Source organism: Paenibacillus roseus (genome assembly GCF_016424485.1).
GTDB classification, from domain to species: domain Bacteria; phylum Bacillota; class Bacilli; order Paenibacillales; family Paenibacillaceae; genus Paenibacillus_D; species Paenibacillus_D roseus.
Genome location: NZ_JAELUP010000006.1, coordinates 1 through 23,851, shown reverse-complemented (window position 1 = coordinate 23,851; position 23,851 = coordinate 1). Strand labels below are relative to the sequence as shown.

Annotated in this window: 26 protein-coding genes and 1 pseudogene; 6 read left to right on the top strand and 21 right to left on the bottom strand. The window is 48.4% G+C overall.

Annotation, left to right across the window (positions count from 1 at the left end):
* Positions 1 to 18: 18 nt before the first annotated feature.
* The 6 genes from JFN88_RS03090 to JFN88_RS03065 all read right to left on the bottom strand — a co-directional run bounded on the left by JFN88_RS03090 (position 19) and on the right by JFN88_RS03065 (position 6,797).
* Complete coding sequence (locus tag JFN88_RS03090; protein WP_199017833.1) at positions 19 to 210, bottom strand: hypothetical protein; 192 nt, start codon at positions 208 to 210, stop codon at positions 19 to 21.
* 431 nt (positions 211 to 641) lie between these two features.
* Complete coding sequence (cheB, locus tag JFN88_RS03085) at positions 642 to 1,658, bottom strand: chemotaxis-specific protein-glutamate methyltransferase CheB (RefSeq protein WP_199017832.1); 1,017 nt, start codon at positions 1,656 to 1,658, stop codon at positions 642 to 644.
* A gap of 65 nt (positions 1,659 to 1,723) precedes the next feature.
* Entirely contained in the window at positions 1,724 to 2,542 is an 819-nt protein-coding gene (locus JFN88_RS03080; protein ID WP_199017831.1) for a CheR family methyltransferase, read from the bottom strand.
* Positions 2,542 to 4,263, bottom strand: a complete 1,722-nt coding sequence (locus JFN88_RS03075; protein ID WP_199017830.1) for a methyl-accepting chemotaxis protein — start codon at positions 4,261 to 4,263, stop codon at positions 2,542 to 2,544. The genes JFN88_RS03080 and JFN88_RS03075 overlap by 1 nt, the downstream gene beginning before the upstream one ends.
* A gap of 5 nt (positions 4,264 to 4,268) precedes the next feature.
* A complete protein-coding gene (locus JFN88_RS03070) occupies positions 4,269 to 4,778 on the bottom strand; it encodes a chemotaxis protein CheW (protein ID WP_199017829.1) in 510 nt (169 codons plus the stop codon).
* A gap of 27 nt (positions 4,779 to 4,805) precedes the next feature.
* Positions 4,806 to 6,797: a chemotaxis protein CheA gene (locus tag JFN88_RS03065; protein WP_199017828.1), complete on the bottom strand. Its 1,992-nt coding sequence runs from the start codon at positions 6,795 to 6,797 to the stop codon at positions 4,806 to 4,808.
* Between the two features lie 307 nt (positions 6,798 to 7,104).
* Here JFN88_RS03065 and JFN88_RS03060 point away from each other — a divergent pair, with 307 nt between their 5' ends.
* Complete coding sequence (locus tag JFN88_RS03060) at positions 7,105 to 7,542, top strand: helix-turn-helix domain-containing protein (RefSeq protein WP_332908426.1); 438 nt, start codon at positions 7,105 to 7,107, stop codon at positions 7,540 to 7,542.
* A gap of 275 nt (positions 7,543 to 7,817) precedes the next feature.
* Here the strand turns inward: JFN88_RS03060 and JFN88_RS03055 are convergent, their stop codons facing one another.
* Both JFN88_RS03055 and JFN88_RS03050 read right to left on the bottom strand, forming a co-directional pair.
* Complete coding sequence (locus JFN88_RS03055) at positions 7,818 to 8,477, bottom strand: P-loop nucleotide/nucleoside kinase family protein (protein WP_199017826.1); 660 nt, start codon at positions 8,475 to 8,477, stop codon at positions 7,818 to 7,820.
* Between the two features lie 20 nt (positions 8,478 to 8,497).
* Positions 8,498 to 8,995 carry a CYTH domain-containing protein gene (locus JFN88_RS03050; RefSeq protein ID WP_199017825.1) on the bottom strand — a complete coding sequence of 166 codons (498 nt, stop codon included), beginning with the start codon at positions 8,993 to 8,995 and terminating at the stop codon, positions 8,498 to 8,500.
* 117 nt (positions 8,996 to 9,112) lie between these two features.
* On the opposite strand from JFN88_RS03050, the gene cdaS reads away from it, so the two are divergent.
* Positions 9,113 to 9,736, top strand: a complete 624-nt coding sequence (gene cdaS / locus JFN88_RS03045; RefSeq protein ID WP_199017824.1) for a sporulation-specific diadenylate cyclase CdaS — start codon at positions 9,113 to 9,115, stop codon at positions 9,734 to 9,736.
* A gap of 24 nt (positions 9,737 to 9,760) precedes the next feature.
* Here the strand turns inward: cdaS and JFN88_RS03040 are convergent, their stop codons facing one another.
* The 6 genes from JFN88_RS03040 to fur all read right to left on the bottom strand — a co-directional run bounded on the left by JFN88_RS03040 (position 9,761) and on the right by fur (position 15,788).
* Positions 9,761 to 10,567 carry a carbohydrate deacetylase gene (locus tag JFN88_RS03040; protein WP_199017823.1) on the bottom strand — a complete coding sequence of 269 codons (807 nt, stop codon included), beginning with the start codon at positions 10,565 to 10,567 and terminating at the stop codon, positions 9,761 to 9,763.
* Between the two features lie 180 nt (positions 10,568 to 10,747).
* Positions 10,748 to 11,626 (bottom strand): radical SAM/SPASM domain-containing protein, encoded by an 879-nt coding sequence (locus tag JFN88_RS03035; RefSeq protein WP_199017822.1) that lies wholly within the window; start codon positions 11,624 to 11,626, stop codon positions 10,748 to 10,750.
* Between the two features lie 32 nt (positions 11,627 to 11,658).
* Positions 11,659 to 12,402 carry a DUF3105 domain-containing protein gene (locus JFN88_RS03030; RefSeq protein WP_199017821.1) on the bottom strand — a complete coding sequence of 248 codons (744 nt, stop codon included), beginning with the start codon at positions 12,400 to 12,402 and terminating at the stop codon, positions 11,659 to 11,661.
* A 255-nt stretch (positions 12,403 to 12,657) separates the two neighbouring features.
* Positions 12,658 to 13,323, bottom strand: a complete 666-nt coding sequence (locus JFN88_RS03025) for an S-layer homology domain-containing protein (RefSeq protein ID WP_199017820.1) — start codon at positions 13,321 to 13,323, stop codon at positions 12,658 to 12,660.
* 205 nt (positions 13,324 to 13,528) lie between these two features.
* Positions 13,529 to 15,028: an IMP dehydrogenase gene (locus JFN88_RS03020; RefSeq protein WP_199017819.1), complete on the bottom strand. Its 1,500-nt coding sequence runs from the start codon at positions 15,026 to 15,028 to the stop codon at positions 13,529 to 13,531.
* Positions 15,029 to 15,308: 280 nt separating this feature from the next.
* A complete protein-coding gene (gene fur / locus JFN88_RS03015) occupies positions 15,309 to 15,788 on the bottom strand; it encodes a ferric iron uptake transcriptional regulator (RefSeq protein WP_199017818.1) in 480 nt (159 codons plus the stop codon).
* Between the two features lie 285 nt (positions 15,789 to 16,073).
* Between fur and rpmE the strand changes: the two are divergent.
* A pseudogene (gene rpmE / locus JFN88_RS03010) lies at positions 16,074 to 16,230 on the top strand (50S ribosomal protein L31); the annotation flags it as partial.
* A 28-nt stretch (positions 16,231 to 16,258) separates the two neighbouring features.
* On the opposite strand, the gene JFN88_RS03005 reads toward rpmE, so the two are convergent.
* The 4 genes from JFN88_RS03005 to JFN88_RS02990 form a co-directional block, all read right to left on the bottom strand.
* Positions 16,259 to 17,275 carry an SDR family oxidoreductase gene (locus JFN88_RS03005; RefSeq protein WP_199017817.1) on the bottom strand — a complete coding sequence of 339 codons (1,017 nt, stop codon included), beginning with the start codon at positions 17,273 to 17,275 and terminating at the stop codon, positions 16,259 to 16,261.
* Positions 17,276 to 17,416: 141 nt separating this feature from the next.
* Positions 17,417 to 17,566 carry a hypothetical protein gene (locus JFN88_RS03000; RefSeq protein ID WP_199017816.1) on the bottom strand — a complete coding sequence of 50 codons (150 nt, stop codon included), beginning with the start codon at positions 17,564 to 17,566 and terminating at the stop codon, positions 17,417 to 17,419.
* Between the two features lie 119 nt (positions 17,567 to 17,685).
* Positions 17,686 to 18,456, bottom strand: a complete 771-nt coding sequence (locus tag JFN88_RS02995; protein WP_199017815.1) for a DODA-type extradiol aromatic ring-opening family dioxygenase — start codon at positions 18,454 to 18,456, stop codon at positions 17,686 to 17,688.
* A 16-nt stretch (positions 18,457 to 18,472) separates the two neighbouring features.
* Positions 18,473 to 18,610 (bottom strand): hypothetical protein, encoded by a 138-nt coding sequence (locus JFN88_RS02990; RefSeq protein ID WP_199017814.1) that lies wholly within the window; start codon positions 18,608 to 18,610, stop codon positions 18,473 to 18,475.
* A gap of 190 nt (positions 18,611 to 18,800) precedes the next feature.
* Between JFN88_RS02990 and JFN88_RS02985 the strand changes: the two genes are divergently transcribed.
* Entirely contained in the window at positions 18,801 to 19,352 is a 552-nt protein-coding gene (locus JFN88_RS02985) for a helix-turn-helix domain-containing protein (protein WP_199017813.1), read from the top strand.
* 109 nt (positions 19,353 to 19,461) lie between these two features.
* A complete protein-coding gene (locus JFN88_RS02980) occupies positions 19,462 to 19,665 on the top strand; it encodes a GNAT family N-acetyltransferase (RefSeq protein WP_199017812.1) in 204 nt (67 codons plus the stop codon).
* A gap of 176 nt (positions 19,666 to 19,841) precedes the next feature.
* Here JFN88_RS02980 and JFN88_RS02975 read toward each other — a convergent pair whose 3' ends face one another.
* From JFN88_RS02975 to JFN88_RS02965, 3 genes are all read right to left on the bottom strand, one after another.
* A complete protein-coding gene (locus JFN88_RS02975; protein ID WP_199017880.1) occupies positions 19,842 to 21,428 on the bottom strand; it encodes a methyl-accepting chemotaxis protein in 1,587 nt (528 codons plus the stop codon).
* A 65-nt stretch (positions 21,429 to 21,493) separates the two neighbouring features.
* Complete coding sequence (locus JFN88_RS02970) at positions 21,494 to 21,934, bottom strand: chemotaxis protein CheW (RefSeq protein ID WP_199017811.1); 441 nt, start codon at positions 21,932 to 21,934, stop codon at positions 21,494 to 21,496.
* A gap of 14 nt (positions 21,935 to 21,948) precedes the next feature.
* Positions 21,949 to 22,593, bottom strand: coding sequence for an HD-GYP domain-containing protein (locus JFN88_RS02965; RefSeq protein WP_199017810.1), 645 nt, complete (start codon positions 22,591 to 22,593; stop codon positions 21,949 to 21,951).
* Positions 22,594 to 22,707: 114 nt separating this feature from the next.
* On the opposite strand from JFN88_RS02965, the gene JFN88_RS02960 reads away from it, so the two are divergent.
* A complete protein-coding gene (locus JFN88_RS02960; RefSeq protein ID WP_199017809.1) occupies positions 22,708 to 23,664 on the top strand; it encodes a tyrosine-type recombinase/integrase in 957 nt (318 codons plus the stop codon).
* Positions 23,665 to 23,851 lie beyond the last annotated feature (187 nt).

Here is a 23,851-nt window from a genome sequence, read left to right as displayed (position 1 = left end):
GGGTACGGCTGTCGCCGTCTATTCCTCAATATGAATCGGATACAAGACAAGATCGGCAAACCCATTCAATTTAGAGTGACGCAGTGCTTGTTCCAGCTCCTGTCTCCCGATGTCCTCAAACGCATCATAAAAGAAAAGCGTGCCTTTCTTTATATCCTTTGGCGGCTCGTAGCCGTAGGGCACCGACTGCGGCAGTTGTCCTGAACTCATGGCATGCGCCTCCTTTCTCATTTCTCCTGTTAATATGACCCAATTTTATGACTTTTAAAAAATATGAAATTGTTTACACGGAGAATATTTGAATTTAATCTCCCGTTAATACCTTTATTCTATATTAAGTGAAAGTAGTTGCGGAAGGAGGAGCCTGATATGTACTATGATGAAGATCGCGTCCTGTTTGACGAAGAAGAACAGGAGAACAAAGATCAGTTGAAAGACAGAAAGAATGATAGCGTATCGGCAGACGAGGCCTAATATTCTCTCTGACCTGGACATTTCCTCACAGAACCGTCTCCCTTCTGTTTCGACATCCCTATCCCCCCCATCTATCTTAATACCAAGAGCAGCGCCCCCAAATAACTCTGTTTATCGCAAAAAGGCTCTCGGTTCTTACTCACCGAGAGCCTTTCGTATGATGTAGTTTAAAGATGAGACATTAACGTCTGCCCCATCCGGGAGAGGGACACCTGTTGCTGCACGGCTCCCCGTTCGAAGGCAGCCTTAGGCATGCCGTATACGACACTTGAGGCCTCGTCCTGGGCAAGCGTCGAAGCGCCTCTCTGACGCATCGCCAGGAGGCCGCCAGCCCCGTCCATGCCCATACCGGTCAACAGCACGCCAACGCTGCGCTCCCCTGCCGCTTTGGCGACGGAATGGAACAGAACATCAACGGACGGACAATGTCCGTTGACCTTGCTGCCCTCGAAGCAGCGAACCTTGTAGCCATATAGAGTACGGACAAGCTCCATATGCTGCTCGCCGGGCGCAAGCAGCACGGTCCCCGGTTTGACTTCATCGCCATCAACGGCCTCGCGAACACTTAAAAGCAAGGTCTGATCCAGCCGCTCTGCGAACATGCGCGAGAACATGGCCGGAATATGCTGCACAATGACAATGCCCGGCAGATGGGACGACTGGAGGCTTTGAAGCAGTACATCGATAGCCTCCGTCCCTCCCGTTGAGGCTCCGATTGCAATCACATCCTTGCGCGGTCTGAACCGCGAATGACTCCTGTTGGACCAGACCGTATCCCGGCCGGGTAATGGAGCGGCGACCAGTCTGATGTTGCGGATCAGCCGCAGAATGAACAGCTTTACTTCCTCCGGCGAGTTGATGTCCGGCTTCGGAATAAATGCTGTCGCCCCTAACTCAGCCACTGCCGCTGCTGCCCCAGCATCCGACTGGCCGATCAGAATAACAGGTAGGCCGCGCTGGGAGGGAAGTTGCCGGGCAACAGCCATGCCGTCCAAATTCGGTCGGTTGATCTCACAGATCAGCACATCCGGACGATGAAGCAGGATTTTGTCTCTGGCATCGTATAAATAAGTCGCCGCCGCAGCGATGCCGATTCCACTGTCTGAGATCAGGCCTTTGGCAATGACTTGCTGAAACAGACGGGAAGCGTCCACAATCATTACCTTTATTTGATGGTTGTTCACACATTCCCTCCTCTCGGCAGGAAACGGGAAAGACTCTCGGCAACGACTCTAGCTCGTAGCTGCGATTATTCCTTGCGGTATACTGCCGGCATCACGTAGCGAAATCCGGTAAGTCTCCGATCAATCGATTCCGAATGTCCGATAAACAAATATCCGCCCGTCTCCAGAAACTGATGGAAGCGTTTGAGCAGCCTGAGCTTGGTTTCTGCATCAAAGTATATCATGACGTTCCGGCAATAAATGATATGAAATCGACTTTTAAACGGGAACACCTCATCCATCAGGTTGAACTTGCGAAATATGATTTCCTTCTTGAGCGCATCGTTAACCGTGAATAAGCCTTTAGCTGTCCGCTTGAAATACAGGCTGCGCCAGGAAGCTGGCAGCGTGCTGATTTCTTCTGATGTATACTCTCCCCGAATGGCAGTAGCCAGTATAGCAGGCGACAAATCGGTTGCCAGTAATTTGGTATCCCATCCGTGCTTGTCCGATTCAAAAAATTGGTCTATAATCATCGCCAGTGTATATGGCTCCTGGCCCGAAGAGCAACCGGCGCTCCATATGCGCAAATCCTTGTTCTTAATAAGCGGGACAAGCTCCGACAGCGCCTTCTCTTGAAGAAAACGGAAATGTCCGGCTTCCCGCATAAAATACGTGTGATTGGTCGTAATCCGGTCAATCAGCCGTGTTGCAGCCTCTCCGCTCTTGTCGTTAAGCACGTATCGGTAAAATTCTTCAAAGCTACCCAGACCATATTGACTGAGCAACGGGTCCAGTCTGGACACCAGCATCGACTTTTTTTCATCCTTCAGGTAAATGCCGTAGTGGGCCTGAATATGTTCAGCCAACCTCTTGAATTCAGCCTGAGTAATTGCCGCAGCCATTAATATTTCCCGAATTCCTTATCGCTCACCGGAATTTGTGCCGAAGCCGACGTCCTGTGAAGCGTCTCTTCATAGCTGTCCTCTGCTGGCGCACTGCGGCGTGCAGACATATTCTCGAGCATGCGAAGCACTTCTGGATTTAAGTCGTCTAATTCCCGATAACTGCCCCTGACGGATCTTTTCAGCCTGAAGCGGCCGACCTGCTCTTGCAGCAAAGCCGCTTGTCCGGATAGCTCCTCACTTGCAGCGGCGCTCTCCTCTGAGGTTGCCGAGTTGGTCTGCACTACTTGGGAGACTTGCAGAATTCCTTGATTGATTTGGGAGATTCCTGCTGCCTGCTCATTGGAAGCTTCAGAGATATTACCGACGAGGTTGGCTGCGCGCGATACGCCTTCAACAATTTTATTCAATGCTCCGGCTGTCTCCACCGCAATTTGCATGCCGTCCTTCACCTTCCGAATCGAGCCTTCGATCATATCCGTCGTTTCCTTGGCGGCTCCCGCAGAACGGGCTGCCAGATTGCGAACCTCTTCCGCCACAACCGCGAAGCCCTTCCCATGCTGACCCGCCCGCGCAGCTTCAACCGCTGCATTCAGGGCCAGAATATTGGTTTGAAAGGCAATTTCATCAATCACTTTAATAATCTTGGAGATATTCTCGGAGGCCGTATTAATATCATCCATCGCTTTAAGCATTTCTTGCATCTGCCGATTCCCGGCCAGCGCCGTTTCCTTGGCATTCTCCGCCAGTTCGTTGGCCTGTCTGGCTGTATCTGCATTAAGTTTGGTCTGCGATGATATCTCATCCAGCGATACGGTCAGTTGCTCGACAGAGCTGGCCTGTTCAGCTGCACCCTGGGACAAAATCATGCCCGATTCGGACACCTGTCTTGCACCCGAAGCTACCTGTTCGGAAGCTGCCTGAATATTGCCCAGCACCTCGTTCATATTTTCGGCCATTTTGCGGAAGGCGTGCGCCAGCACCCCGATCTCATCTTTTGAAGTAACATCTACGTTGACATCCAGGTTCCCATCGGCCATTTGATGGGCAGCGCCTACAAGCGAGCTGACCGGCCGGCTTACAATACGGGAAATGAATAGTCCGAGTCCGATCGCCGCAGCTACCGCTACAATGACGATAATAATCATGGTAATTACGGTTTGGTTGGCAGAGGCACTGTATTCCTCAGACAATCGGAGTCCTGTAGTGCGCTTGTCCTCAAACATTCTATCGAGCAGAGTGGTTGCCTGATCCGAAAGGCCTGATGCCTTAACGATTTCCTGATTTGCCTCTTCCTTGCGGCCTGCCATCCCTAGATCTACAATATGGTCCCTATTTTTATTGTAAACGGCAATGGCCTGCTTCAACTCGTCGAAACTGTTGCGCATCTCCTCTGTGACGATGCTCTGCTCATACTTGTTCAGCATATCGGCTACTTCTTTGTCCTTGACCTTGATATCTTCCAGTATTGACTGCTGCCTGGAAAAGTCATCCGACAACACAATGCTTCTCATGTTGCTGCGGTTGGAATGGAATGCAATACCCGCCTTGCCCAAATCACCTGTAGAAACGCCAAAATTCACATAAAGATCCGAATATTGCTCATCAACTTTCTTCAAATTGATAATTCCGATCAAACCTACAGCACCTGCCATAAGCGCAATCAGTATAAAAGAAAATGTCAGCTTCTTGGCCAGCTTCATATTAGCTATCCATTGCATCAGACTCAGCCTCCTGTATTATGTTGCCCCGCTTCATGCAAGCTCTCGACTTCGTAATAATTAAGCAGCTCATCGCAGTCCAGCAGCAGCTTTACTTGTTCTCCAACCTTGCCTATTCCCTGAATATAACGGCTTCCTTCCTGCTTCATGTCCGGAGGCGGCACAATATCACTGCGCGGAATAGAGATCACCTCGGCTACACGGTCGACAATCAGCCCGATGGACAATTCCTTGATGTTGATGACAATAATGCATGTTCGGTCATTATAGTCTCTGAACCGCTTGCGAAAGCGCAGCCGGACATCCATAACGGGAATAATTTTCCCCCGCAAATTGATAATTCCCATCATAAACTCGGGGAGCTGCGGCACCTCGGTAATCGACTGGATACCAATAATCTCCGTCACATGGGCAATCTCGATTCCGTATTCCTCATCCCCGAGGGCAAACGTCAGATACTTGTCCTTCTGGGCATCATCCTCGTGCTGCTCCTCCTGGTCCAACCTGTTGTACATGATCAGACGCTCCTTTTGTTGAATTATTTATTCGCGTTTCAATATGCCTTGATGCAGCCTCCCCTTGGCAGCACCGTTCGTATCCATCAGTCCGGCGACATCAAGGATCAGACTGATGCTGCCGTCACCAAGCAGCGTGCATCCGGCCAGACCGTTAATTTTCTTCAGATTGCGGATATAGGCAGGCAGCGTTTTGACGACGACCTGCTGTTGCCCCAGCAGTTCATCCACCAACAGGCAAAGCCGACGTTCTTCCTGCTCGACAACGACCAGTACGCCATCATTCAGATTTCCGCCTCTCTCCCCTTTGCCGAACTGCTCATGCAGCCGCAGGATCGGGTAGCATTCACCCCGAAGCATTATCATTTCATTGCCGACGGGATCGACAAGCGTATCTGTCAGCCGCGGCTTGAATGATTCCTGAATTGCCGTTGTCGGAATTGTATAACGCGAGTTGCCTACTCGAACGTTCATGCCGTCGATAATTGCCAGTGTAAGCGGGATTTTCAGGGAGATAACCGTCCCTTCCCCCTTGACGCTCTCGATTGCGATGCTCCCCCCGACATTCTCAATGTTCTTGAACGCCACATCCATTCCGACGCCTCGGCCACTGTATTCCGTTACATTTTCCTTCGTAGAAAACCCGGGAAGAAAAATCAGGTTGAAAATTTCCCTGTCGCTCATGTCCGTCTGTTCGCGTCCAATAATCAGCCCGTGCGCTACGGCACGATTGAAAATCTTGTCTTTATCCAGCCCCCGTCCATCATCCCGAACTAGTATTATGACGTCGCTTCCTGCATTCCGAGCCTCTAGGGTCAAGCTTCCAATTGCCGTCTTGCCCGCCGCCAGCCTCTCCTGGGTGTTCTCCATACCGTGATCAACAGCATTTCGCACCAAGTGCATCAAGGGATCAGCGATGTGCTCAATAATGTTCTTGTCGACTTCCGTTTCTTCACCAATAATGTGAATGTCCACTTCCTTGTCCAGCTTTTTCCCCATATCCCGCACAATCCGGTGCATTTTATGAAAAGTTGTGGCAAGCGGAACCATTCGAATCGACATGACGATATTTTGCAGTTCGCCTGTAATTTTTCTAAGATGCACGGCAGCCTTCTGAAAGTGATCCGAGGCGATATCCTTCAGTTCCTCATGCTGTGTGACCATTGCCTCAGCGATTACCAGTTCCCCTACCAGGTCCATCAACTGATCAAGCTTGCCCACATTTACACTGATCAGTGTCTGAGCCGGGATATCCCTTCTCTCGTATTGGGAAGCTGTTTCCTTAAAATCCTCATCCGCCACTGCCGTAACTTGACTGTCACTCTGCAGATGGGATACTGGCCTTAGCTGGACTTCACGCACAAATGCGATCGAGTGCAGGCAATCACGAATATCCTCCTCCGGACTGGCCGAGCAAAGATTGAGTTTGAAACCCTCATTACGGATGATGTCTACGGTATCCTCGCCTTCCAAAATACCGACAGGTTCATAAAAAAGCGGTTCCAATCCCCTGTCTGCCAACTGCCGCAGCAAATTATAGGCGCGTACATTTTCCATTTGGCAGCCTTCGTCAAAAAAGACCACTGCCATATATTCCCGTTCCGTCTCCGCTTTGTTCCAATAGTCCAGAAAGGACTTTATCCCTGCTACGATTGACTCAGCGTTGCCATCCGGCTCATGACCTTGCCTGAGCTTGAGCGTCTCTGCTTTGATAAAATCCAGGCCGGTTAATATCAGTTCGAATAGCTGACCGAAGCTGTCTGAATCAAGGGGATTAAGCCGAAGGGCGTAAAATAAATCCTCAATCGCATGAGCCACCTCCGATATGCAGGCAAACTGCATCATTGCTGCTGAACCTTTCAACGTATGCATGCTTCGGAAAATCTCATCCACCGCCTCAGAAGCAAAACTACCCGACTTCTCACATTCAAGCAAGATCGCCTCAAGTTGTCCGATTAGCTGCTCCGACTCGAATACATACATTTCCAAATATAATTCGGCTTGTTGCTGCTCCGTCATATCGATCCTCCTTTCCCTCCTCCTTACGAATACGCAAGTATGTTTCAATCTTGTTCCAACTAAATAACCATTTCATTCAAACCAAATTAATAGTTAATAAGAAGAATTAGGACTCAAGCCCTTATATTCGACATTATAATCGTAAATACGATTTTATTCAACAAACCATACGTATTTACGTAATTCATCAATTATGGAATAATTTTGTTTTTTATGCTCGAAACCGTATACAACAACGAATACAAGCTATAATATAAAACTGTATTTGGCATATTATTTAACAAAAATATCCTGGGAGTGACTTTAATTGGATTCAATCAAGCGAAGACTAAAAAAATTGAGACAGGAGCTTGGAATGACAATGGCTGAGTTTTCTTATGAAATCCATGTTTCTCCGGGCAATGTTGGGGATTGGGAAAGCGAAAAGAGATCTTCGACACCAGGAACGAAAGCTCTTGTAGCTATTGCAGAAGCCTATAATGTCTCTTTGGACTGGCTGCTACTTGGAAAGGATGGACCATTTACGAAACCGTCAAAGGAAGAAATGATGATTGGGGAGGAGGAAGAGAAAGACGTGCAGCTTCAGAAGCAACAATTAAACTACAGCTTTGAGACCGAGCATCAGATCACATCATTAGAGTTGGATCACCTGTTGTCCATTGCCAGAGAATTGTCAGATACGGATATCCATTTATTATCGCAGCTTGCTGCAAGAATTAAAGATCTGTCAGCAAGCAAGCACTAACTTCATTTATGACATGGATGCCTTTGTACATTTATTCTGCTGGCACCGGTCCGATTTGAATCCATTTCAATCGTGAATGCCGTGAGCAGGAGAAGGATGATCATACCGCCCCCCTTTAGCGCTCTACCCGAATACAGCGCCCTCTGACTACCTCCCCGTGACCTTTTTAGTTTATAAAATAAAAAAGCAAGAGGCTCCGAAAGTCTTACTTTTCGCTCCCCTTGCTCCAAAGCATATCTATTTTGCGGTATACCTTCACACTTTCATAATTCCGGTCACCCTTCATCCGCCGGTGCTTTAGCACTGGTAGATGAAGGTTCACTGTGCATCCGGCCGACAGCAGCCCTTTCTTCATCATATACAAATTGTTCCAGATCCCACAACTTTTCCTCTGTCAGAGGAAGAGAATTGTCAACGGTAAGCACTGAGGTCGGCGGGAGCTTCCAGGCGATGCTTCTTGGGGCGAGCGAACGGCTGAAAATCTCCCAATTTTTCAGCTTCCACTCGTCCAGTCTGGAGCTTCGCTGCATGATCCGATTCCTGTAGGCCTCATCATCGGCAAGCGTAACAATGACCGCCTTCACCTCAACATCGCGCAGGGTCGCCCCAATGGCCGTGAGTTCGCGTTCAATCCACTCCGCATCTCCTGTCTCCTTGGTGAAGGGACCGATAACAAATACATCATTGCCCAGCTCCACATTCTCCAAGGCGGCGTCCATTGTGATCCGGTAGCCCAGATCGCGGCACAGCGTTTTGTAGGCTTCCGAGTCACGGTCGTCCGGGTCAAGCCCCGCTGTTGTCATAACAACAACCGCCGCCGGTCGCAACAGCGTATCCATATCCAGCAATACAGCTTTATGCTTGCGAGCTATTCGTTTGGCTAGCGTGGTCTTCCCTGCGCCTGCTCCGCCGACAAAGAAAACGAGTCTCCTCATTGCCATCCTCCCGACTATACTTAGCGGCGCTGCTGCAACTGACACCAAACTGTCTTGTTGCTATACTGGTATTCTTCGGTAATATCCTGGCCGAACCATTCCAGCGCCTGAAATTCCCGAGCCTCCTGCTCCGAGGCAAACTCGACTTCGAGCACATTCAGTTCGAGCTGATCGTAACAGTCAATCTCCACAATCCGGTTATTCCAGTATGCCGTAATCCGATCCTTGGTGAGCGGTACCGCTCCTGAAGCCCCTGTCAGCTGTTCATAAATGGAAGGCGAAATCTCATACTCAATTTCCTCCCTAAGGAGTCCGTTGCCCCTCTTGAACGTATGGGTATACGATAGAGCGCCTGTTTGCAGGTCGGCAATTTTGCGAACACGAATCTCCTGGTCCGGATCAATCGCCAGGTACGTTTGTTCAATACGCTGTCTGGTATGTACAGCAAGAATCCCTTTTTCGGTCAAATTGTCCACTGTTTCTTTCAGCAAAAACTTTCGTTCAATTTCCAGCGTCATGCCAGTCCTTCTCCTTTCAATAAATCTGCTTGTTCAGATGTAAAGATTGTCCTCTAACTGGGTATATTAAAGCAAAACCCATTCTGCCAAACTGCTCAACAGAGGTGTTATTAAATAATGATTTCCCTGCAAGGTGATTGCGATTCGACCTCGTTAAGAGAGTCACTGAAAACCCAACTTAACAAAGTAAACGATCAGCTTCAGACAATGATTGATTCTCTGGATGACGAGAGAAAATGTCTGCTGAGCGAATTTGAGACGGTACGTGCAGCTTTTATTCAAGCCGAATCCAAAGCCGCACTTTACTATTTGAATTGTTACCTGTCCCCCTACACCGACTGCTATGACGAGTTGTCCCGCTTTATACAAAGCATGTCCGCAAGAAGACACGGCGCTCTGATAGCAGTGGAACGTAATGAACCGCTTCTCCCGTTGCTGCACAACGGAACGATAATCGGGGCGAAGGTAAGTCATTATTTGCTCGAGTCCATCTTCTATCCGGGCAATCCGCTGCATGACGGCGCGGTTCTGATCCGTTCCAATGAGATTGTGTCAGCCAAAAACATTTTACCGGTCTCAGACAGCTCAAAATTAAGCGAAAGCTACGGCACCAGGCATCGTGCCGCAATCGGTTTGTCAGAGACAAGCGATGCGATCGTGCTCGTTGTCTCCGAAGAAACCGGGCATGCATCATTCGCTATCGAAGGTCAGCTCTATCCCCTGGCAGTCTCGCATCCGTAATCTCCGTCGATTCAAGTTGCAAGCTTAAAATACACCTTGACGGGCAGGCGACGCTAACGGCTGCCGGCAACGGCGCAACGACCGATACGTAATCAACTGAATGCCTTGCTCATAAATCGTTTTCCTGATTTCGGGACGGCATAGTACAGCCAACTCCAATTCGCGCATCTTCGTCCAATCCGACAAGGCCTGGAGCGTATGATCGCTATAGCCAGGATGACAGGTCAGTTCTGTTGTTCCCTCATCGAGTGCCTGCAGATAATGTAAAATTCTCGCCAGGCTTCCCAGCGCGTGATACGTATCGAGGATAATCCGGTCAGTCATTAAAGGCCGTACGTCCAAAGCGTCTAAATTAGTCCTCAGATCAGTCCGCTGCACCGTGCGCATCGGGACGCCTTCTCTGGCAGCGAACCTGGACATTACCCTGTATACAGCCGGATAATGCTGGTGCAAAAGATGATGTGCATCCAGATGCGTCGGATACATTCCTGTACGGATGAAACACTGCCACTGGGCTTGCAGTTCGGCTTCAATATGCCGCTCCTCATCCAGCGCTGCAGTTCCGATAATCCGGAACGAACCATCATCCCTAATCAGTGAAGATACGGACTTGGGATCAGCCAGCGGAAAACCGTAGGTCAGGTTGAAATGCAATCCAATCCCTAGCGCCGGAAGTGACCGGGCATGTTTAAGCGCATCTTCAAGTCCGGGCATATTGACCATCATGGAGGTGCTGCTGACACAACCTCTTATGTAGGCCTCGACAATCCCCCTGTTCACAGCTTCTGTCAGGCCAAAATCATCCGCATTGATAATTAGATATTTTGCCATCTCACTGCCTCCCGCTTCGATCATCTACTATTGGATGCGTCCGCGAGGATTTATGACCAGGCTGATGTGGATCGACTGCCAAAAAACTTTGCACTGCAAACCCGTCGGCAACCGTTGTGCCAAATCATATACCAAAAGCGCAACAAACGGAATCTTTCTCAGGGGAAAAATTCCGTGGAATTAAGCTCCGAACCGCTTGCGATAACCGCACTTGCGGCAAAGCTCCTCAACAGCTTCCCTCCGGGAGAAGCCGTCCATCAGACGCTTCGCGCGGCCATTTTCAATAATATCTGCAAAGGGCTGTACGTTAATGTTGCCGAGATTGATGACTCCTTCTCCATCCAGACAGCATGGGACAACCGTTCCGTCAGACAGAATGCCAGCCTGATTGCGCAACCCGTAGCAGAAGCCCTTGCCGTCATCTTCCTCCGCATCAAGCGACGGCCACTGGAATTCATAATCTTGATTGATGTAGACACGGTCAGCAATTTTGGTTCCTTTGCCCGGCTCTACCTTCTCCTCAATCTTGTAATCCAGTCCGAACTCTTTCTCAATAGCTCCAAGCAATTCGCGATTCCGGTTACGCTCGGCATTGGTGGCGTTATTCATATCAAGGTTCCACAACCGCAGCGAAATAATCATCGTTGTCTTCTCCATCGCTTCCCTGACAAAAGAGAGCACGCTTGTAATATAACCGTCCTTATCCTCTGAGCCTTCATGGCCGTCAAAACTATGAAGCGAGAAATTCATCTGACGAATTGCAGGCTTGGTCAAAATTTTATCCTTCACCTTATGAAGCAACGTCCCGTTGGTTGTTATATTCACTTTAAAACCCTTCTCATGGCTGATATCCAGCAACTGATCGATCTTCGGGTGCATGAGAGGCTCGCCTTTAAGATGAAAATAGATAAAGTCGGTATAAGGCTTGATCTGGTCAAGCCGATGGGTAAAGTCCTCGGTCTTGATGAAATTGGCCTGTCGCTTCGTTTGCGGACAGAAGCTGCAGGCCAGATTACAGACGCTCGTAATCTCAATATAAAATTTTTTGAATCGTTTCATGTTCGTGCAGGCTCCATTCTAAGCATTATCCGCTACATCGTTCCCCCGCCCTTGCGGACTTGCGGCGGGATTGTCTCCGGCCCTTTGTTCATATATTTATAAATGAAAGTGCCGATTTTTTGCTGGTCACGGTCCTTAAGCTCCATCGTTTTCGTCCAGGCAGTGGCGACAAGCTGATCTCCCTCTGGTATTTCGCTGTTCGGTACTGTCAAAACCCCTGATCCACCCCTCGTAAACTCGGCCCAGTATTCCATTTCCTTTAATACCGTTTCATCCGCATCCGGGCGGTAGTAAATAACGATATCCCCATGCTCCAGATTATGCACCAGCAGCTCATTTGCCGGTTTTTCCTTGTAGAAGCCGAATTTCAGGTCATGAGGACTATGCGTGCCGGATGTCGGTATTTTCAATTCATATTTGACAGGATCGTTGGTGTGTTCCGCTCCGTAGTCCTTGTCCTCACTCACTTGGATCGGCACATTGAAGTTCAATGTCTCGATATCCGGACCCGCCGTAGCTTTGAAAAGCACTACGATTCCGAAGACGAATGTCAGTAGAGCAGCGCTGTGCGCCAGCAGCCTAAACCGTTTGAACTTCTTCCGCAACTCCGCCCTCTCTTGTTTCTTCAAATTGCCCGTTTGGGATTGGTTGACTTTAGCTGAATAAAAATAGAGGGCGAGGGCTGCGATCAGCAAAACAATAGTCAAATACAACCAAATAGACGCGCTGGCTAAACCACTATCCATATTCAAGCCATTTTCCGATGAATAACCCATTCCGAAATTCTCCTTTTATAGTGATGATATAATAGCCCTTCCCCAGCACATCAGCACATCACTAAAATTCCTTATGCACGGTTCAGTTCACATAACACATATTATAGGACAACCGAATACGCCTTTCAAGACGTCAACACCGGTATTGCCCTTGCCTGCGAGCCTGTTGCACAAAAAAAGAAGCACCACGATTCTGTTCGCAGTGCTTCTATACGATTAATGGGACACTGCCAGCTTCCGGGGCTGCCGTCGGTCTTATTCAGCAGGATGCGGATTAGCCTTCAAGTATTCGAGGGCAGTATAGATCAGGCTGGCTGTCTCAGCGCGAGTAATATGCTCTTGCGGGTTGAAGTTCCCGTCCTTGTCCAGCTTGTTAATATTCATAATCAGCGATCTTTGAATCAGACCGAGATTTCCCTCCGCAATCTGTTCCCCGTCTTTGATGTCCGGCGGAGCAATCTTGATGAGCGGCAACTGCCCGCTTTTTTCCATCGCCTGCATGAAGAAGATTGTGAATTCTTCACGAGTCAGCGGTTTGAGCGGATCAATATCTTTTGGAATTTCCACGCCGTTAAAATGCGCATTAATAAATGCTTCGGCAAACCATGCATCATCCTTGACATGATCGAAGACGCCGCTGGCTGTCGGCGCTTTGTTAAAACTAATCGCAGCAAGACTCAGATGGAACGTATTGGTAATCAATTGTATGCCTTCAGCAGCGGTTAGCACTTGATCCGGGAGAAATTTCGATGCAGACACTCCTTTCACAATTCCTTGCTCCTGCAAGGACATAATCTGCGCCTTTACAGCTGTCTTGTCAAGATCCGTGAATGTTGAAGGCGCTGCGTAAGCCTGGCCAGTCAGTGAAATCGTCAGTAGGGTACCCATTGCGATCGTTGATAGTTTACGTTTCATTGTCATGGGAAATCTCCTCATCTCTCATGTTGTAGTTTGTACTGCTTTCATCCTCACTGACGCATCGCCCAAAAGAAAGGTTGCAAGGCGTTACAGGCTTGGCCTGAAAAATTAAATGAGCGATTAAAAGTCCTTGCTGGACTTTTGATCGCTCATTTTTCTTAACAGCCGTTTCGTTTAGTTGCTGGCCGGATCATGCTTGATGCCCTGTTTATTCGCCTGATAGGCTGCTTTCCTTCATGATTACATCATGCGCTCCGCCTTCTACAAGGCTTGTAGCGGAGACAAGCGTAATCCGGGCATTTTGCTGCAACTCGGCAATAGAGTTGGAACCGCAATTGCACATGGTCGATTTGATTTTATAAATCGTCTTGTCGAGGTTCTCTCGCAATGAGCCCGCATAAGGCACGTAGGAGTCAACGCCTTCCTCGAATACAAGCGTCTGCTTGCCGCCAGCGTCATAACGCTGCCAGTTGCGAGCACGGTTGGAGCCTTCGCCCCAAAACTCTTTTACAAAATTGTTGCCGATCTTCAGCTTTTTGGTCGGGCTCTCATCGAAGCGGGCAAAGTAGCGGCCCATCATCACGAAGTCCGCACCCATCGCCAGCGCCAGCGTGATGTGATAGTCATGCACGATACCGCCGTCCGAGCAAATTGGCACGTAGATGCCTGTTTCCTCAAAATATTGGTTTCTCGCTTCATTGACTTCGATCAGAGCGGAAGCCTGACCGCGGCCAATCCCCTTCTGCTCTCTCGTAATACAGATAGAGCCGCCGCCAATACCAACCTTAACGAAATCAGCGCCTGCTTCCACAAGGTACAGGAAGCCTTCACGGTCTACGACATTGCCTGCCCCGATCTTCACATCAAAATTCGCTTTGACGTACTCAACCGTCTCCTTCTGCCATTCGCTATAACCGTCCGAGGAGTCGATCACGAGTATGTCAACACCTGCTTCCACCAACGCAGGAACACGCTCGCCGTAATCCTTGGTATTGATGCCCGCTCCCACGATATAGCTCTTGTTGCTGTCAAGCAGGCTGAGCGGGTTCTCTTTATGGGAGTCATAGTCCTTGCGGAATACGAGATACTGCAGCTTCTGCTGATCATCGACGATCGGCAGACAATTCAGCTTGTGCTGCCAAATCAAATCGTTGGCTTCAGGCAGTGTAATTCCGGAAGTACCGTAAATCAGAGACGAGAATGGCGTCATAAACTCCTGGACCTGCTTGTCCAGCGAGTCGCGGCTGATTCGGTAATCGCGACTCGTTACAATACCGAGCAGTCTGCCGCGCGGCGTGCCGTCATCCGTGATGGCTACTGTCGAGTGGTTATTCTGCTCCTTCAGATCCAGTACATCCTTGAGCGTATGCTGTGGAGTCAGATTAGAGCGGCTTACAACAAAGCCTGCTTTATGTTCTTTTACCTTGCGCACCATCGCAGCCTGATCCTCTACAGACTGGGAGCCGAAAATAAATGAAATCCCGCCGCATTGCGCTAGCGCGGTCGCCAAGTTATGGTCGGATACGGACTGCATAACGGCAGACGAGAATGGAATATTGAGTGCAATGTCCGGCTGTGTGCCGCGTTTAAATTTCGTAATTGGTGTTGTCAATTTCACATTGCTTGGCGTACATTCCTTTGTCGTCAAGTTAGGAATTAACAAAAATTCACTAAATGTGCGTGATGGTTCCAAATAATAGTGAGCCACTGTAGTCCATCCCTCTCCCTAATCTGATTTTTTACTTCTGATCTGACGGTCCCCTGTTTCACCGCGTAAATTTTTTCATTATAGTCGAAATTTTGCATACAGGCAACCGCCATAATTCGCTATTAGACGTCATTAAACTCCAAGTGAGCGCTTAACTTACATATATAAGTGATCATTCTCAATTTTTCATACGGACATGTTAGCTGGATGACAATTAAAAAAGAGTCTCTCCACTTTCCATGGAAAGGCTCTTCCCTCCTGCCCCCGTCACGCAAGTCACTCAGGAGACAGCTTTATGTTTCTTCTTGCAATTATTATCTTTGCAGCTATGATATACACCCGTAAAATCCAATCTGTGATCCAGTACCTTAAACCCGTATTCGCGCTCCAGGCGTTCTTCCAGTTCTGTCAGCCAGTCGTCTTTAATTTCCTTCAAGGAACCGCAGGAATTGCAGATCAAATGATGGTGCATGTGCTCATGATCATCACTGCGCAGGTCAAACCTGACTACGCCGTCGCCAAAGTTCATCTTCTCCACAATGTGCAACTCGGAAAACAGCTCCAAATTCCGGTACACTGTAGCGATGCCGATATCCGGATTTTTCTGCTTAACGAGCATGAACACGTCTTCTGCGCTCAAATGATCGTTTTCATGCTCAAGCAGCACCTGCAAAGTCGCCTCCCGCTGGGTCGTAAGCTTATAACCCTTTGCCGCAAGCTGCTTATTCAGTCTCGTAATTTCATCAGCTATAGTAGTCATTAATGGAGACACCTCCTCTTATATGTCAACTGCTTCTCTGTTCAAAACTTCATTGGGTTTGTATAAGTTGCATTAAAGAGTTCAAGAAATAGTTTAGAATCATTACAATTTATATGTTAATACAATTTTGCCAAATAAGCAAATCATTAATGTGGCGAGGAATGTTTAAAATTCGATGGAATGGGGCAAAATAGTTGACACTAGTACTAGATACAACTATATTTATATGTACCAAAGTGTAAAATTTACTATACAAGGAGTGGGTTGTGATGAGAGAAGGCATATGAGCTGATGGAATGGGAAGACGGTCAGAGCTACCCGGTCATTCGGGTAGAGACCAGCTCCGCATCCCATCCATTCTAACACCGGTAAACTTCGTAAGGTGTCTACAGGCGGCCGTGTAGACCGGTTCAACAAGCGCATTGGCAAAAGCCAACCCTGATAAGCGGTATCTGCTATTTCAACAGCTTCTAGACATTTATAGCTGTAATTGCCGCATCCAGAGCGCCGATCACCTTGTCGCACCAGATATCAAATTCCTCATCGACCGTTTGAAGCTCCGGGTGTGCCAGAATGTAAGCAATGGTCTCCCGGATGCCTTGATCCATGCGGGTTGTCGCTACGAAATCGGGTACCAGTCGTTTGATTTTGGCATTATCGAATACCACTGTGTTGGACTTGTCCCCAAGCAGACTTCCGCGATAATCCTCCTTGCTGCATGCAGCGAGAAATTCGGAAGACACATGGACCGCATTCAGTTTAACACCAAGCGCATCGGCAATAACCTCATAAATCTGATTCCAGGTTACTGATTCATCGGAAGTAATCTGAACCGATTCTCCGATCGCATGAATGTTGCCCATAAGTCCAATAAAGGCTTTGGCAAAATCACGGTTATGGGTCATCGTCCACAGGGAAGTGCCGTCACCATGGATGATGACCGGTTTATTCTCCATCATGCGCTTGGCTACTTGCCAAGTGCCATTGCTGCCATGCACGCCTAATGGAATGGTACGCTCGTCATACGTGTGGCTCGGTCTTACAATCGTAATCGGGAATCCTTCCTCTCGGTACAGCCTCAGCAGATAATCCTCGCAAGCAATTTTATTGCGAGAGTACTCCCAGTATGGATTGGATAACGGCGTGCTCTCCGTTACTCTGTAATCCGATAACGGAGTCTGGTATGCCGATGCCGAACTGATGAAGATGAACTGCTTCGTTTTTCCTTTGAACAGACGGTAATCCCGCTCCAGATGTGCAGGCTCAAAGGCGATGAAATCAGCCACAACATCGAATCTCATATCCTCAATCAGACTGGCAACCTGGGCCTCGTCATGAATGTCTGCCTGAATAATATGTGCCCCGGCAGGCAAATCAGCATTCCGTCTTCCCCGATTGATCAAATACAGCTCGTATCCTTGCTCCAGCAATTGTCTCGTAATCGCCGAACTGATCGTTCCTGTGCCTCCGATAAATAGCGCTTTCATAAATGTTCGACCTCCATTAGTTGAATACACAGCAAATCCTGTCTTCCTCACTAACACAAGGGCGCAGCGCGGCCTTGTTCCACAGTCCAATCTTATCATCTTCTGATATATCCCGGCAATGCCTCCGGCAGCACACCCCTTTTACAACTCAGCTGAAGCAGAGCGCTTGCGCAGACCATAGTATTCTGTCGTGCTGATCTTGAAGCCTTCAACATACTCCACCAGCAGTACAGCCGAGGCAAACAGGAAGGTAAAGCAGAACCACAGTATCAGGTAAGAAACAATCCGCAACACAACACCGCCTTAATCTTTTAGGTATTAGACGGCATTAAAATGGAAATTGTTTCTTTAATCAAAAAAGCCCTCTGTCCGAGGGCATTCCTTCTGTCCAATCAAGTACAAACAAGCGTTTAATTAAACTGCCAGCAGCTCAGGCTCAAATTGCCGTATTGGTAGCTGCGGTGAATCAGCTTGGCCTGACGGTTCGCATCCCCGCTCCCCATTGCCAGCAGCAGCGGGATAAAGTGCTCATTCGTCGGTACGGCTTCTGCAGCATAAGGGGCAAGCTCTCTGTAATTGAACAGCGCTTCTGTATCCCATGCCTCAAGCTTGCTCTGAAGCCAATTATCAAACTCTCCGGCCCATTCGTCAACCCCGTCTGCACGCCAATCCAGTCTACGCAAATTATGCACCGTGCCGCCGCTGCCGATAATCAGTACATCCTGCTCCCGAAGCTTCGACAGCGCCTTTCCAATCTCGTACTGCTGCGCATTGGTCAAATGGCGGTTGACTGACAGCGCCACAACAGGTATATCCGCCTCCGGGTACAGCAGTTTAAGCACGGCCCATGCCCCGTGGTCAAGCCCGCGTTCACTGTCGCTATGGCTCTCAATGCCATGCTCTGCGAACAACGTCTGAATCTGGCTGCCCAGCACCTGATCTCCTTTTGCAGGGTAGGTCATCCGGTACAGCTCATCTTGAAAGCCGCCAAAATCATAAATGGTGCTGTATTGCTCTGCCGTGCTTACCGTCTGCACCGGCTGCTCCCAATGCGCGGAGAACAGAACGATCGCTTTTGGTTTTGGCGTGCTTCCGGCGAAATTACTCATCAACTCAGTGTAACCATTGTGCTCAAGAACGATTGAAGGCGCTCCGTGCGCAAAAAAGTAAGATGGAATCATGATAATCACTCACTCCTTAGTTTGAATTGTTAATACTTGCGTCTGCCTGCAGCCACTTCACATCATCCTGCATATTGTCCACAGATACGCTATATTGACGGTCCGGCTGTACATCCCGCGGCAGTTCAATATCATAGGCATAATGCGGATTCATTCTTTTGGCCTCCTAGTTGCGTATTGAGTTTCAGCAAGGATGTCTATTAATATATTGGTAATATAAAATTAAATTTTATATTACCAATATATTTGGTTTGTGCTGGTGTGTCAATCAGAAAATTGTTACTATGAATTCTATAAACGGAACCAGCCTCTGGGCCAGTTTCCTTGAAAGGTGTGTATCAAGCATGGATATCGGCTCCAACATACGGGCCATCCGCCAACGCAAAAAAATTACAATCGCTCAAATATGCGAGGAAACGGGATTGTCCCAGGGCTTCATAAGCCAAGTTGAAACGAATAAAACCTCCCCCTCTATTGCTACATTGGAGAATATCGCCCGGGCACTCAGGGTGCCGCTGGCCTATTTGCTGCTGAAAAAGGACGAACAAATGCAAATTGTCCGCAGCCATGAGCGTAAGATGACCACCAGCGGGTCAGAAAGATTGAAGGTTGAGCATCTGAGCTCTACGAAAAATGTCCGGATGATGCTGGTTGAGCTTCCTCCAGGCGCTTCCACAGGTGCAGAGCCTCACGCGCATGAAGGCGAGGAGGTACACATGGTTATCAAGGGGAGAATTTTTGCTGTACAAGGTGAGGACTCGGCTGAATTTACGGAAGGGGATTCTTTCTCCTGGAATGCCTGTATTCCCCATCTGGTGAAAAACATCGGGGATGAGCTAGCCATCGTGCTAATCTCTATCTATATAGAGACAGATGCCGCCGGGGACTATCTGTAGAGTTAGAAAGTGACAAGATGAAAAGCATGAAAGGAGTTGCTGCTGGCATGAATATCAGACGGGCGGCTGCGGAGGACGCTTATGGAATCGCACATGCGCATTTGGAAGCATGTCGGCAGACCTTCATGATCAAGGCATGACCTCCCTGCTGGCATGGGTATTAATAGACAATCCGTCGCTTGCCTTCTACAAGAAGCTTGGGGGCGTAGAGTTGGAACGGGGAACTTATACGATCGGCGGACAAACGCTGGAGAACGTCGCCATGGGGTGGACTGATACTCACCATTTATTGGAATTATTGGAAGAAGAATAAGTCCCGGCAAATAGGTCATCTCATCAAACCTGGCTGAAAGGCGGCAGGCACCCGATTCGATTCCTTCCTGCACAAGCAAGTACGCAAAAAAGTTGGACGGAAAACATTTTGTTTTTCCATCCAACTTTTTTGTTATAGAGACTTACTGGGCAAGACCTTGTTACAGATGGTGGAGTCTAAACTTTAAACACGGCCACAGACTGCTCCAACTCCTCGGCAAGCTGGGCCATGGATTGGGCGATGGCAGCCGCCTCCTGGCTTGCGGCCGCAGCCTCTTCGGTAGCAGCCGAGATGCTTTCCACTGCCTCCATGACATTGGATGCCTGTGCCGCCTGTTCCTCGCTGGCCGCTGCGATCTCCGATACTTTATGACCGGCTTGAATAATGTTGTTGGAGATTTGGGCGAATGAAGCATTTGTTTTTTGGGAGTATGCGCCGCTTTCTTTGACCGCGATCACACTCTCCCTTGTATTTTCCTGCATTCCTTTAATGATGCCGGTAATCTGCTTGGTGGCGTCGCTGCTTCTCTCCGCCAGCTTGCGCACCTCATCTGCTACGACTGCAAAGCCCCTGCCCTGCTCACCGGCTCTCGCCGCCTCGATTGCAGCGTTCAGTGCAAGCAAATTAGTCTGATCGGCAATATCTTCAATAACTTCAATGATATCTCCAATCCGGCGGGAATCCTCTTCCAGACGGGACATTTTGCTGCCGGCCTCCTCCATGCTGGAGAGTGAGGACTCAATAACTTCCCCGCCTGACTTTGATATCTCGACCGTTTCCTCGGACAACTCTGCCGCTTGCTCCGTATTGTGGGCTACGGACTGGATCGCATCCGTCAGTTCTCTGAACAGCTCGCTAATGGTTTGTGCAGCTTCAGCCTGGTTGGCATTGCCGCTGGCAATTTCCTCGCTGGTCGCCGAAATTTGCTGCGCGGATGAAGACAAATTTTTTGCGCTTTCGATGACGCCTGATACGATACCGCCCAGATTCACGATCATCTGATCGATGGCCATGCCCAGCGCGCCAATTTCATCTTTGGTGTGGATTTCCGCTTTTTCCCGCAAATCCCCAGCCGCAACCTTGGACAACAGCTTGACCACGCGTGATAACGGATTGGCAATCGATCTGGAAATAAAAGTACCCAGCAAAATACTTAACAGAACCACTAAAATGATGACGCCGACCATAATATTTCGGGAGAGCGTGTATGTACGAGCGCCATTGTCGCGTGACTGGCCCGCTTCGGCGATATTAGTATCGAGCAGCTTATCCAATAAAGGTGTCAGGACGTCGGCCTTCTGCGTGACATCGGTCTCGATCTTCTCCATCATCTTGTCCAGATTGCCTTGCTGGAACAAACGGATCGTTTCATCATAGACAGCAAAGTAGTCATCCATCGCTGCTTCGACCTGCGGTAGTATATTGGAAGATGCCTGGCTCAATTCCGTTTGGCTGAATGTGGACAGTCCCGCTGCAATGTTCTGCCTGTTGGACTTTGCAATTTCAAGCGAATTTTGTGTAAGGGCCCCATCTGTAGACATGTACAGTCTGCGAAGAACCAGTCGCAATTCATTGAGATTTGCTTTGGTTTCCAGAATTGATTGTACTGCTACCAGTTGATTGGCATACATGTCTTCGAGAGAGTTGTTTAACTTGTTTAAATTAGTCAAGCTATACGTACCGACGCCCGCCATTAACGTTGCAAGAATCAAAAATGCCGAGATAAGTTTCGAGCTTGTCTTTAAATTGTAATACCACTTCATCATCTATCACCCTTATCTGTTTATTCATCTCTTTATTTTTGTCCTGCTCGTGAAGCACTTGCCTGTTAGCTGAAATGATAGCGACCGGTCAGCAACTCATCGAGCTTTAGAATGCCCACAAGCATGTCCGGCCCGATCCCAATTCCAGAAATCCGGGCGCCGTACATCTCACCTCCCTGAAGCAAAGGAGTCTGAATATCTTGGAACCTGACAACCTTGTTCACTCTGTCCACGATAATCCCAAGAGCATCCTCCCTATGTTTGATTACAATAATACGGGTTGTCTTCCCATAAGGCGCCTCCTCCATCATAAACAAGTTTCTGAGACTGATTACCGGAACGATATTGCCCCGGAGGTTAATAACCCCTTTCATATACAGCGGACCATCCGGGATTTCGGTAATAGCCTGCATTCGAATAATTTCATGGATGTCGGAAATTAGAATCGCGTAGCTTTCTGATCCCATGCCAAATTCAACATACTGATTCTGTTCGGAACCGCTCATCCACATTGCCTCCTTCACCTTTCAATGGATTGTGTAGCCCCCAGCTTGAGCGCGTACATCCGATAGAGTTCATCGGAAAGATTGAATACGGTCTGAACGATCTGTTCGTCAAACTGTGTTCCTGCGTTTTTTTGCAACTCTATTAGTGCTTGATCCACATTCATACTTCTCTGGTATGGACGGTGGGTTAACATACAGTCCAGGGCGTCCGATACCGCACACAATCTGGCGCCAAACGGGATTTCTTCTCCCCTTAAACCATACGGATAACCTCTTCCATCCCAGCGTTCATGGTGATGCAGAACATACGACGGGACCTCCCCCGCAAGCCCGGCAAATTGCAGCAGTTGGTATCCGGCAACCGGATGAAGCCTGATCTGCTCCCATTCCTCGTCGCTGAGCTTGCTGGTACTGTCCAGAGTTTCCAGAGAAATATATATTTTCCCTAAATCATGCAGGAAACAACCGTTAATGATCGATAAACGATGCTCCTCATGGCCCAGCGCAGTGACAATCTTATCTGCAAGCAGGGCTACTCTGACACAATGGTCATACGTTTGAAGATGATGCTCGCGCAATCTCTTCATCCACCAACCTACGAGCGGTTCTGAACTCTTCCCTTTCCCTGGCCAAATCCGATGATTGTGTAGCAGATTCATACATTCCACCTCATCAAATGAACCCCTTTGCATTGACTGTAATAAATTACCTCATGCATCTTGGCCGGAGTCGTGCAATAGTAGTTGTGCGACTACATCTTAGGAGGGAACTTCATGGAGCAGAAAAAAAATATACTCGAAATGAATAATTCCGGCACAATACCTGTACTGGATTATGACAAATGGAGTGACGATGATATCGTAGAGGCTTTCATGAGCTATTGCGGGCATTCCATATTCACGATACGTAATTACCGCCGTGCTTTGAAGCTGTTCCGCAGCTTTAATGCAGGGAAAAGATTATTGGAGGTTACATGGAGAGATGTAGAGGAATTCAAAATCGGTCTGGTTCGAGGTACGGCCAGCTCGTCCGGTAAAGCTTTGTCTCCGGCCAGTGTAGCGGCGCTTATTGCTCCGTTAAAATCATTTTTCAAGTGGGCAAGCGAGCCGAATATCGGCTTTGTCGACTATAATCCTGCAAATTCCATCAAGCTGCCGCAAGTGAAAGTCACCAGCCGCCATCACTATCTGACACGTCAGGAAGCCTCGCAGATGCTGACCTGGCTCAGTCATCAAAATACACGAAATTACCTGATAGCCCTCACTTTGATAACCCTCGGCCTTCGTGTCTCCGAATTAACCGGAATCAAGTGGAGCAACTTTCATAAGGATCCGACAGGCAACTTTATCTGGTTGCATATCGTGAACGGAAAAGGAGGAAAGGAACGCCAGGTGAAAGTTCCAAGCCAGCTATGGAGCTATTTGAGCAGCTATCGGGAGCAGAACCCTCAGAAGGCTGATGGCCGCCTATTTTCGATATCAACCAGACAGGTCGAAAGAATCATTCGATCTGCGGCCGAACATACGATCTCGGAAAAACGTCCTACCCCGCACTGGCTCCGACATACCAGTGCGACACTCGCGTTATTAAAAGGAGCTTCTTTGCAGCAAGTCCAGGAAACGCTAGGCCATACGCATATTAATACAACTCAGCGCTATTTGCATACTGTAGAGCAGATGAAGAAGAGCGCACCTGATTTTGTTGAAGAAACATTGCTGGAACTTGTGTAAACTAGGCTTTTTTGCTGATATTTTTGTTTTTCCTGATTTTTTCTTTGTCGAATTTTAGAGAAACTTTATACAAATTTAATGTTTTTTTATACAAGTGATGTTGAACAGTGTAGAATTATGTTATATACTGACGAGGAAAAATAAGGTATTCTATCGATGTAGGTCTTGTGTCGCACAACTACTATTG

Coding starts and splice junctions, on each gene's coding strand:
- JFN88_RS03090 (WP_199017833.1), bottom strand. CDS start 210: ATGAGTTCAGGACAACTGCCGCAGTCGGTGCCCTACGGCTACGAGCCG.
- JFN88_RS03080 (WP_199017831.1), bottom strand. CDS start 2,542: ATGGCTGCGGCAATTACTCAGGCTGAATTCAAGAGGTTGGCTGAACAT.
- JFN88_RS03075 (WP_199017830.1), bottom strand. CDS start 4,263: ATGCAATGGATAGCTAATATGAAGCTGGCCAAGAAGCTGACATTTTCT.
- JFN88_RS03070 (WP_199017829.1), bottom strand. CDS start 4,778: ATGTACAACAGGTTGGACCAGGAGGAGCAGCACGAGGATGATGCCCAG.
- JFN88_RS03065 (WP_199017828.1), bottom strand. CDS start 6,797: ATGACGGAGCAGCAACAAGCCGAATTATATTTGGAAATGTATGTATTC.
- JFN88_RS03055 (WP_199017826.1), bottom strand. CDS start 8,477: ATGAGGAGACTCGTTTTCTTTGTCGGCGGAGCAGGCGCAGGGAAGACC.
- JFN88_RS03050 (WP_199017825.1), bottom strand. CDS start 8,995: ATGACGCTGGAAATTGAACGAAAGTTTTTGCTGAAAGAAACAGTGGAC.
- cdaS (WP_199017824.1), top strand. CDS start 9,113: ATGATTTCCCTGCAAGGTGATTGCGATTCGACCTCGTTAAGAGAGTCA.
- JFN88_RS03040 (WP_199017823.1), bottom strand. CDS start 10,567: ATGGCAAAATATCTAATTATCAATGCGGATGATTTTGGCCTGACAGAA.
- JFN88_RS03035 (WP_199017822.1), bottom strand. CDS start 11,626: ATGAAACGATTCAAAAAATTTTATATTGAGATTACGAGCGTCTGTAAT.
- JFN88_RS03030 (WP_199017821.1), bottom strand. CDS start 12,402: ATGGGTTATTCATCGGAAAATGGCTTGAATATGGATAGTGGTTTAGCC.
- JFN88_RS03025 (WP_199017820.1), bottom strand. CDS start 13,323: ATGACAATGAAACGTAAACTATCAACGATCGCAATGGGTACCCTACTG.
- fur (WP_199017818.1), bottom strand. CDS start 15,788: ATGACTACTATAGCTGATGAAATTACGAGACTGAATAAGCAGCTTGCG.
- JFN88_RS03005 (WP_199017817.1), bottom strand. CDS start 17,275: ATGAAAGCGCTATTTATCGGAGGCACAGGAACGATCAGTTCGGCGATT.
- JFN88_RS02995 (WP_199017815.1), bottom strand. CDS start 18,456: ATGATTCCATCTTACTTTTTTGCGCACGGAGCGCCTTCAATCGTTCTT.
- JFN88_RS02990 (WP_199017814.1), bottom strand. CDS start 18,610: ATGAATCCGCATTATGCCTATGATATTGAACTGCCGCGGGATGTACAG.
- JFN88_RS02985 (WP_199017813.1), top strand. CDS start 18,801: ATGGATATCGGCTCCAACATACGGGCCATCCGCCAACGCAAAAAAATT.
- JFN88_RS02980 (WP_199017812.1), top strand. CDS start 19,462: ATGTCGGCAGACCTTCATGATCAAGGCATGACCTCCCTGCTGGCATGG.
- JFN88_RS02975 (WP_199017880.1), bottom strand. CDS start 21,428: ATGAAGTGGTATTACAATTTAAAGACAAGCTCGAAACTTATCTCGGCA.
- JFN88_RS02970 (WP_199017811.1), bottom strand. CDS start 21,934: ATGAGCGGTTCCGAACAGAATCAGTATGTTGAATTTGGCATGGGATCA.
- JFN88_RS02965 (WP_199017810.1), bottom strand. CDS start 22,593: ATGAATCTGCTACACAATCATCGGATTTGGCCAGGGAAAGGGAAGAGT.
- JFN88_RS02960 (WP_199017809.1), top strand. CDS start 22,708: ATGGAGCAGAAAAAAAATATACTCGAAATGAATAATTCCGGCACAATA.